The 10,995-nt window shown below is 43.6% G+C and carries 3 protein-coding genes; all 3 read left to right on the top strand.

Features of this window, described 5'->3' with window-relative positions:
- On the top strand, positions 1–7,507 hold a 7,507-nt coding region (locus L3V37_RS14925; RefSeq protein ID WP_237306521.1), incomplete at its 5' end, for an Ig-like domain-containing protein.
- Positions 7,504–9,675 carry a type I secretion system permease/ATPase gene (locus tag L3V37_RS14930; RefSeq protein ID WP_130544899.1) on the top strand — a complete coding sequence of 724 codons (2,172 nt, stop codon included), beginning with the start codon at positions 7,504–7,506 and terminating at the stop codon, positions 9,673–9,675. The genes L3V37_RS14925 and L3V37_RS14930, both read left to right, overlap by 4 nt.
- Complete coding sequence (locus L3V37_RS14935; protein WP_047102180.1) at positions 9,672–10,985, top strand: HlyD family type I secretion periplasmic adaptor subunit; 1,314 nt, start codon at positions 9,672–9,674, stop codon at positions 10,983–10,985. Before L3V37_RS14930 ends, L3V37_RS14935 begins: the two co-directional genes overlap by 4 nt.
- The last annotated feature ends 10 nt before the right edge of the window (positions 10,986–10,995 follow it).

The raw sequence follows: 10,995 nt of genomic DNA on the forward strand, positions 1-10,995 counted from the left end.
GTTGAGCTTACAAGGAACATCGACTGACGACCGATTAGTTTTCTCAGCAGAAGTCAATGATGATGGTACGGTTCAAATTACTTTTTATGAAGCGATTGATCATGGTGTAGGTCAAGATGAGCTGGTGACTAACGTATTGGTTGAAAGCATTCAAAGTGATGCTGACGGCACACAAGAGACGGTTGTGGCACCGTTAACGATTACTATTTATGACTCTGATCCGGTGATTAGAGATGACACATACTCAGTCGTAGAAGATCAAACAATTACGGGCAATCTACTTGAAAATGACATTGATCTTGATGGAACACTTTATGTGAAATTTGTAGAGGCTGGCGGGGAGCAGAAGTCAATTCTAGAGGGGGGATCCGTAAGTTTTAGTTTAGAAAAAGGCGAATTAACCGTATTTTCTGATGGCTCTTGGCAGTTTGATGCAGATCGAAACCTAGATCATTCGGTCGAGCAAAGTGTGTCTTTCAGCTATTTAGCGGCAGATGACTCCCAAGACTATGGCTTGGCTAACGCGACCATTGACATTACTGATGGACAAGCAGGTTACGTAGGCAATGCGACTATAGACGTAACAGAAGTCCCTTTGGATGGCCCGATATTGAACTTTGAAGGAACTGTCAATATTGTCGCGGGATCTGACAATCCGGATCCGAGTAGTTTGTATTTCGGTGGGTCATCTATTACTAAGTTAGAAGCATTAGGGCTTACAAGCTCAGTCTCTGATAATGAGCTTAGCTACACGTTAAGTTCCAGTGGAAAGCAAATTACAGCATTTGCCAATGGTGTCACTGTATTTACGTTAACATTGAGTGGCATTGAGTCGGGTAACGATGTACTAGCTTCAATTTCGCTTACTCTTGAGCACCCTATCGATCAATTCAATAGCAGTGATACGGTCACTTTCCCGTTGACCATTGGTGGCGTAGATTTAGATGCCACACCGCTTGTAGAGAATGAAATTGACTATGTTCTAAAGGATGGCGCAGACCCAACTTTAAATAATTTGAATGGGGTAGAAGTAAAAGAATCTGATCTCGCAAATGGAAGTGTGTTGAGCTCAGGGAATTTTCAAGTTGAGGTTGGCAGTGATTACCTCGAATCTTTGTCGTTCATCGTCTCTGAACAACCCTTGTTGACGAGTGGTGAACAAGTTGTGCTTTATCAAGTCTCTGCGGATGGCAAAACACTTGATGGTTATATTCTTGACGAAGATGGGCAAACTCAGATTCCCATCTTTCAAGCTACCCTCAATGCTTCATTACCTATTGATGCAAATAGCGACATTACCTACTCCTTTGAGCTTTTTCAGGCTCTCGACCAACAAGAAAATATTGATCCAAACGTGCCTCTCGTTGTTACTGCAATGGACTCAGACCAAGATAACACGTCGGTCGTTTTAGACATTAATGTGATAGATAACGACAATGGACAAGCGCTAATCAATAGTGGCAATGTCGAGTTGACCGAAACACCTGTCGATACAAACATTGCTCCTGATGGGGTTTCAGCCATAGCGAATACGGATGTGATAGTTACGTCATCATTCGATCCGATTGTGTATCTGGGTGTTGACATAAATGATGGAGATACTGTCAAAACTACACTTGGTGATGCTGTTACTTATAACGGAGAGGCTGTCACTTGGTACGATAACAATGATGGAAGCTTTGACGCAATTTCTGACACTGGAGACGTTATATTTAGGGTCACGTTACCTAGTGACTTCTCTTTGCCATCAAATGATACGTCTACCGTTAATGTAACTGTAGAGCTTTATCACTCGCTTGACCATGTTTTAGGTGATGGGACGCAATTGTCGATCTCTATGCCCATCGTGGCGAGAGATTCTGATGGAAGCGAGATCTCTACGGAGTCCAACATACTGGTCTATGATGGCTTGTTTCCGGAACTAGTAATTACAGAGGGAATCACAGTCAATGAAAGCGGGTTGAATGATGATTCGCTTGATTCTGGCATCGAGGGCTCGTCACCATCCATTACGTTATTACAAGGTTCAGACTCTATCGCCAGTGTGAGCGTGAATATCGATATGTTCAATGCGCTCGGCTATAAAACAAGTAGTGGTAGCCTGGTTTCGCTTGATTCACCGGACTCGAATGGTTGGTTATATGCAAGAGATGAAAGCGAGCAAGACGTCTTCAGAATTAGATTTAATACCGATGGGACTGTCGAGTTTGATCTATACCGCGCACTTGAACACGATGAACCTGACGGTGTTCCAGCAGACGAGAACACATTAGAACTCAGTTTTTCAATTTATGCCGTTGATAAGGATGGCGACCAGTCTGAAGCTGAGACATATACCGTTGGTGTAGTAGATGATATCCCTGAAGACACAAGCTCACCAATAGAAATTGAACTTACCGAGGGGGATGAGTTTTCGGGAAACTGGTTTAGCAATAATGCCGACTTAATCAGTTCAGATGGCACGTTGATTTCAAGTTTGACCTATGCAGGTGAAACATACGATACGGCGAGTTCGGTATTTAGCAATGATGCTTGGACCATCGATTTAATCAATAGTAGTGATGGTAACTTAAAATATGGAACGCTGACTATTGCTCAAGATGGGACATTTACGCTAACTACCGAGCTTATTGTTAATACGCCTGTAGGTGGTTTGCTTGATGATCTAACGATAACTGTGACGGATGCAGACGGTGACCAAGCAAGCAGTGAAGCTCAATTAATTCTTGATGATGCTAGGGGCTTTATTCGAACCGTTAATGTAGATACGTTAGAAGATAATGGCGCGAATAACAGTGGAGACCCCACGCCAGTCGCGTTACCGATTAGAGTTTCTCCTGGGGATACGGAGAATAATGAGCGTGTTGAAGCGATAAGGATCTCTGTTGAATCTCTACAAGGAGGGGCTCTGTTTTTAGACGGAGCGCGCCTTGAAGATGATGATAATGACGGATTTATTAGTCTTTCTGGTACAGAGCTAATGGGGGTGGGTATATTCACTGTTCCAAATGGTGATCTCACTTATCAACCAGCACTAAACCTGTCGGGCAACACTATCAAAGTTTCGTTAGCAGTGTCTGCATTAATCGTATCTGATGTCGAACCAGATGGTTTTGTATTACAAGGCAATAACACGTTAAATGTTAACGTTTTACCGGTTGCAGATTTGCCAGAGTGGTCTAATGATTCGGACTTTTCTTATCAAAGTGTTGAAGATTCCGCTGAATCACTTTCACTCAATATTGTTGCTGAAAAGTTTGACCAAGACGGTTCTGAAACGCTCCACTACCAAATTTCGAATATTCCAGATGGACTTATATTAACACTTAACGGAAGTGCTATTGAGGAAGGGAAAGCGTATAGCCAATCCGAGTTAGATCAAATTGAAATCACATCTAACGAAAACTTGGCCGGAAGATTTACTTTTGATGTAACGGCAGTAACGACTGAGTCGGGTAGTGTGTTTGCCGATGAGCAAGATAAAACAGCGGAGATCACTGAGCAAGTTGTTGTCGATATATCTCCAGATGCCGATGTGCCTACGCTGACCGTTAAAAACATTCAGGGGCTTGAAGACAAAGCGATTGACTTAAAAGAGTACATCCTAGGGCGGCTCACTGACACAGATGGCTCGGAGTCTCTGTCTTATCGCATAGAAGTTCAAGATGGTTGGACATTGCCTGTCGGAGCTGGGATTACGCTTATCGGTATTAATACCTACCTAGTGACCTCCAATGCTCTAGCCAATTCGGAGGCGTTACTTCAACCAAAATCGGATATCAGCTCATTTACTGAATCTCTATCCCTTCAAGTAACCGCCATTTCAACAGAGTCGACTATTGATGGCTTAGCACCTATTAATGAAACCGCTGAGAGCCAATCTGCAACCATTGATATTAAGCTAAAAGGCGTGGTCGATGAACCAATTGTCCTAGATGGTGGACAGGGGAATTGGCAATATGATCAAGCGACTAAAGTAATTAGTAATCTCTCTACGTTAGACGAAGATAACCTGATACAACTGGATTTTATCATCCAGACATCAGACGACGATCTATCAGAAGAAATTAATATCTTGCTTCAGAACATCCCTGTGGGAACACAACTGACAGATGTAAATGGTGACCCTATTGTTCTTCCAATTGCTTACGTGGACCCAATAACGGGGCCAGTTTATCAGGTCTCGAACGCTGTTCTTGAAAACACTTATCTCAAAACAGAGCAAGATTTTAGTGGAACACTGAGCATGGATGTTATCGTCGTTTCAACAGAGCCGGATGGTGATTCTGCTGAAACCCCTCTTAAAGTGGAAATGGAAATCTCACCTATTGTTGATCAAACTGACGGCCAAGAATTACAAAGCAATGGTATTGAGGACAATTTCATCACACTAAATCTTGAGCCTGTCGTTAATCAAGATATAGATTCTAGTGAGTCCTTGACAGGATACACCATTGTATCCATTCCAGATGGCTTAACACTTTACTTTGATGGTAATGCAGTAGAGGAAAGTAACTTACCGTTAGAACTCAATGAACTACTCGATGGTAGCTCGGCAACATTATCTGAGTTGTTAAACAGTGGACGAATCACTGTAAAAGCTAATGAAGACCTAAGTGGGACGTTTAGCCTGGAAGTTCAGTACGAAGTGACAGACACGTCTCCTACGCTGGAGACTGATGTAAAGGCAATCAATGGCTCTTTGAGCGTCGTGGTTTCTGGAAAAGTGGATATTGGTAATGAAGATATTGACAAAACACGTTTAGAAGGCGCGACTGAAGTATTCACAAGTACGGATGGGTCTGCTGTTGACGTGAGTGGAGGCATTACATTTACAGAAGCGGATATTGATGGTTCAGAGTATCTCGATTACATCGTTTTACAGATACCGCAGGGTCAAGACCTCATTGTTACTCATCCGAATGGTGCTTCTGAAGATGCCGATGGGAACTGGCTGATTCCAATGGAAGGAATCACAAGTGATAGCGTGTTGGAAACCGCTCAAGATTTGCTTGCTGGCGCATCGATTTATAGCCCATCTAACACAGAGATACTTGATGTGAATGTGTTAGCGTATGTTCGAGATGGAACGGATGCCCAATACATCACAGGCCAGTTCCAAATTCAAATTACTGGCCATGAAGGAGATGGAGACCAGTGTGCTGATCCTGGTGAACCAGGAAGCGTTCAAAGTGGGGATATTGTAGGTAAAGAAGGTGAAGATGTCTCAATTGGGGCGTTTTTAAACCCTGATGTGGCGAGTAGTGATGGTAACTTAGTTTCCTTCTTTGTCGCCGCAGACTCTTTACCTGAAGGAGTCGAGCTTACTGGCGAAGGGGTGATACCTGCTTATGATAATGCAGGCAATCTATTGGGTTATTCAATTTCTAGCGCTGGATTGTCTTCCTTGACGCTTACTGGCGTGGATGAGGACTTTGCTGGATGCATTACTTTCAATTTAGAAGTGACAGAAACGGCCCCATGCGATGGTGACTCGAAAACAACCTCTCAGACCATTACGGTACAAATCTCTCCTGCTGTCGATGATATCGCGATAGCACCAAGCCAAGTTACGGTTCAAGAAGATACTATAACCAACCTGAATCTTGCTCTTGTATTGGGCGATAGTGAAGGGCCAATGCAGTCCATTACTGGAGAAGGTGACGCAGCGACTGGCCTTGAAAGTGTCAATTGGGTTTCTTTATCTGTGTCTGACGAGAATGCGCGGTTTACTGCCGTGGACCCGAGCCTACTCATTGACAACGGTGATGGAACATGGGTAGTGACAGATGTTACGCGTCTAAACGAAATTCAGTTAATCCCACCTGAAAACTACAGTGGAGAGCTTGTTATTTCCGTTGACGCAAACATTACTGATGAAGTCACGGGAAGTTGTTTAAGTAATGACAGTGCGAAAGATACTCAAACTAAATCAACAGAAGTTACCGTTACCGTTGCCCCAGTGGTTGATAAAGCGGTTCTGGAAACAGAAGACGTAGTTGGTGATGAAGATAATTATATTTATTTAGGAAACTTATCTGCATCATTAATCGATCAAGATGGTTCTGAGTCGATGTCTTTGGTCATGACAGGAGTGCCAGACGGAGCCGTGTTGGTTTGGGACAATAATGGGACGTTCGAATTACTCCCTGATAACGGTTCAACGGATGGTGAGAGCAAGGAGTGGCAGCTAACTCAAGCGCAACTTGATAAGGTTTACTTTCTACCGCCACTAGATTTTAGTGGGGATATTTCACTAACACTGCAAGCTATTACCCAAGAGTCTGGATCAAACGACTATAACTATACCACTTCTCAGTTCAACGTCGGCGTAAAACCGATTGGCGACGATGTATCGTTGAATACAACCTCTAACACGTTCACTGGAGATGAAGGTGATTCCATTTCGATTGACTTTTTAGCGAGCGGTTTTGAAACAAATAGCAACGAATATATAGAAGTGTCGATGTTGATCAAAGCAAGCTCTGAACCCTCTGCATTGGAAGGCTTAGGTAGGATTCGTATTGGAACTCAATTCTCATCCTTTACCTTCGATGACGCGGGCAATGTCGTGGCGACGGTATTAGTGCGAGCAAATGAAGTGTCAGGTTTGGAGTTCGTTCCGAAGGATGCATTTGGAACGATGGATGTTGCTCTCAATGTTAGAACGTTTGATCAAGCGATAGTGTCAGGGACACTCGAAACCGATTTTGGAGATGTGCAAACCACCGATCTAACCATTGTTGTTACCCCTGAAGCTGATGAGCCAACACTAACGGCCGATTATCAGTCTATTGTGTCTGAAGCGTCTGGGAGTATTCCTTTAGGGTTGAGCATGAATTTAGTCAACCCTGCACCCGAAGAGTTTGGAAGTGTGGAGATTCGCGGATTACCAACAGATCTAGAGTTGAGTCATGGTGAAAGATTGAACGGCATTTATACTGTTGATCAAGAGGATGTCGCTGATCTTTCCATCGTTGGCGGGTTTAGCGGTGCAAGTGATTTTACGTTGTCGATAAAACCGATTGCAACACTGGGTGCTACTGTCGCAGAAGGTGCTGCTCAGGTAGTCAATGTTGCCTTAGTGGAAGAGGGTGACCAAACATTACTTGCGACAGATGCTAATGATTTGCTTATTGGAGGAAGTGGCAGCGATGTATTCCAGTTTGATAGTTCAGGGCTCGGTAACGAGTTAAAGCCCTCGTACGATGTGATCAACGATTTCCAAATATCCGCTATTGGTGATGATAATGACACAATTGACATTGCCTCTATAATCACCGCTAGCTCGATAACAGAAGTCGATAATAAGCTCGATTTAACAGAGAATGATGATGGCGTAACGCTTCACATAAAACCAGAAGAGGCGGGGACAAAACAACAGATTCTTATGCAGGGCGTCACTCTTGATCAGCTTTACAAAGGTGACTCGACTGGCGTAGCCGAAGAAAATGTCTTACAGAAGATGATTGATGACAACAACTTGCTAGTAGGTGGTATGTCATGAAGCATCACTCATCCTCATCAAGTGAGCAGACTAACGATCCTTGGGTGCAATCGTTAACTTGGTTGATGCGCTATTTTGAGGTTAGACACCATACAAAAAAGGTGCTTTCTGGATTACCTCTTGTTGAGGGTAGATTGGATAGTGACTTATTCATCAGAGCCGCTGAGCGAGCCGATCTTGAACTCACATTAGTCGATTTAAAATCCACCGCAATGTTGAGCTTTCCATTGGTGGTAATCAATAGGAAGACGTTACAACCCGCTATTATATCTGAGCGACATAACAGCGATTATCAAGTCACGTTATTTAGTGAAGATCAAGGTGAAACGCAATACGTCACGAGCGAGGAGCTGCATAATCAATTCCAGCCTCAAGCATGGCAAGTTTCTATGCGTCCAGAGCTGGACAAACGGATAAGTTCTATTCAAGCGGATTATAATGAACATTGGCTTTTCGCCGTAGTGAAAGAAATGTCTCCGTGGTATCGAGATCTTTTGATTGCCTCTTTCCTTATCAATACGCTAGCGCTAGTTATTCCGCTTTTCACTATGAACGTTTACGATCGTGTAGTGCCTAATCAAGCTTTCAGTACATTATGGGTTTTGGTCGCTGGTGTCTCCGTCATCATTATTTTTGATTGGCTATTGCGTAAAGCAAGGGGAGTTGTCACTGATACCGCGGGTAAGTACATCGATAACAAGCTTTCTTCGATACTTTTTTCTAAAGTTATGGGGATGAAACTTGAACACCGTCCTGCATCAGTCGGTGCATTCGCTCGACAACTACAAGATTTTGATAGTGTTCGCGATTTTTTTACTTCTGCATCTCTTGTGACCTTAGTTGATCTCCCATTTACGTTGTTATTTTTAGTCTTAATAGGTTGGCTAGGTGGGGCAATGATGTTCATACCTATTGCCGTCATGTTTACCCTGCTGATCCTTGGCTTTGCGGTAAAAGCAAAAATAGAACAATCACATACGGAAAGTGCTGCACTATCCATGAAGCGACAAGCTCACTTGTTTGATTCATTGTCCTCTTTAAAAGAGATTAAGCAAAATAACGCTACGGGAGAAGCACAAAAGCGTTGGGAGCAAACGGTATCCATGCTTTCTGATTGGCAAAATCAATCGCGAAACTATTCGAATATCGTTGCTTACTCCATTCAATCTAGCCAGCAGATAATTACCGTAATGTTACTTGTAACAGGCGTGTACAGAATTTCTGAGGGATTGCTCAGCATGGGGGGGCTCATTGCTATTGTCATGCTTAGCGGTCGTGCTGCGGGGGCGATTAACCAGTTAGCTATGCTGTTACTTCGCTATCAACAGACAAAAACAGCGGTTGAAGGCTTAAATTCTATCATGTCTTTACCTCAGGAGGCGCAACGCAGCCAGGTCATTACGTCTGCCGAATTTACAGGGAATATACGTTTAGAAAACGTGAGCTTCCAATACCCAGATGTTGATATGCCATGTTTGAGAGATATTAATCTTACTATCAAGCAAGGCGAACGCGTTGGCGTTATTGGTAGTGCAGGAGCAGGAAAGTCTACACTCCTTTCCATTATGACCAATCAACTCAGTGCCTCACAGGGCAGCGTTTATTTCGATGACATTGACAGTCAGCTTTGGCCTGCCGAATTGATAAGAGAGAAAACGGGTTGGGTTGGCCAAGATTCGCATCTTATATACGGCAGTATTATGGAAAACATAGTATTAGGACATCATGTTATTGATCAAGAACGATTACGCCGTGCGATAGAATTATCGGGTTTGAACCAGTACATGAGTCGCCTTCCTCATGGTCTAGAAACGCAAGTCGGAGAAGGAGGCCGTTATTTGTCGGGGGGGCAAAGGCAAGCTGTAGCGATTTCAAGAGCTTTTTATCGAAACCCAGCAGCATTAATTTTAGACGAGCCAACCAGTTCCTTAGACCAGCCTGCTGAGAATGCATTGTTTAATGCTCTCAAATCGTTGCCGCACTCGACGACGATGATTATTAGCTCTCATAAACATTCCTTATTATCGCTTTGTGATCGAATTGTTGTGCTTGATAAAGGCACAATTTTGAGGGAAGGAGCGCCCCAAGAAATTTTTGCTAAACAACAGTCTAACGCGAAGACGAACAGAGTACGCGCAGTATCAATTGTACGCGAAGGAGGTCAATGATGAGCACAGTTCGTTGGAGTAATGCTCATTTAGCAAACCGTTCGAGAACGTTGATTTGGTTGTCTGCCGCGTTAGTGCTGAGTGTGATTATTTGGGCCTCGTGGGCGAGGTTAGACGAAGTGGTTGTCGGCGAAGGAAAAGTTGTTCCTACTTTGTCTGTTCAGACGATTCAGAGCTTAGAGGGAGGCATTCTAAAGGAGTTACTTGTCATGCCTGGTGAAAGCGTCACTAAGGGGCAAACCATCGCCATTCTGGATGATACAAGGTTTAAGTCGACCTATTCGGAGACCTCTGAACAAGTTGAATCTTTGCTCGCCAGAAAGCAGAGGCTTCAAATTGAATTAGAAACGGTAAAAGTGAATAGCCTCCAACTGGATTGGAAACAACAAGTGAGTATCGAGCCTCAGACATTTGATATTTCGATGACCGGCCACTCTGCCTATCTGAATGCCAAAGCAAACTATCTTGAGCGGTTGAGCCAACTGGAGTCTGAGCTGGAGGAGGCTAAATTGCGAATTGAGCAACAATCGCAAGCTTATCTAGATACCTTGAATACCATTCAAACACTAAAAAGCAGTCTGGTTATTGTCTCGAAAGAGCGAGATATGTTGAGAGAGGTGGTTTCTAGTGGCGCGGTGGCTGAAGTGGAATTATTAAAACTGAATAGAGACGTTATAAAGCTCAAAGGAGACATCGCGAGTTCACAAGCTGCTGCCCAAAAGCAAAGGGCTGTGTATTCTGAATCCATCGCAGATTATCGTGGTACTGCGCTTGCTTTTAGGGCAGAGGCACAAGGGCAGCTCAATGAAGTTGTGACGCAACTAGCGCAGCTCAATGAAAGTCGTCAGGCGATTGCGGATCAGTTGAATCGAACGCAGTTACTTTCTCCGGTCGATGGAACCATCAAAGATGTTTTTGTCAGAACCATCGGAGGTGTGGTTAAGCCGGGTGAGCCTATTTTAGAAATAGTCCCTCGTAATAGCACGTTAATCGTTGAAGCGAGAATTTCTCCTCAGAATATCGCCTTTATAAGGCCTGGCCTGCCGGCAACGGTAAAGTTGTCTGCCTATGACTTTGTCATTTACGGAGGCCTAGAAGGAGAAGTTACCTACGTAAGCGCCGATGCACTTCAAAATGAAGAGGGCAATGCCTACTACCGTGCCAACGTTACTTTCAAGGTTGATGATAAGTTTACGATCATCCCGGGAATGCAGGTTGTGGTAGACATTCTTACAGGAGAAAAAACAGTACTGAATTATTGGTTAAAACCTATATTACGTGCGAAAGAGAATTCGCTCAGAGAAAGATAGACATAAGGAT

The organism is Vibrio sp. D54 (genome assembly GCF_021728075.1).
GTDB classification, from domain to species: Bacteria; Pseudomonadota; Gammaproteobacteria; order Enterobacterales; family Vibrionaceae; genus Vibrio; species Vibrio alginolyticus.

What these genes read in the sequence shown, in the direction of transcription:
- L3V37_RS14935 (WP_047102180.1), top strand. Translation starts at nt 9,672, where the DNA reads ATGATGAGCACAGTTCGTTGGAGTAATGCTCATTTAGCAAACCGTTCG.
- L3V37_RS14930 (WP_130544899.1), top strand. Translation starts at nt 7,504, where the DNA reads ATGAAGCATCACTCATCCTCATCAAGTGAGCAGACTAACGATCCTTGG.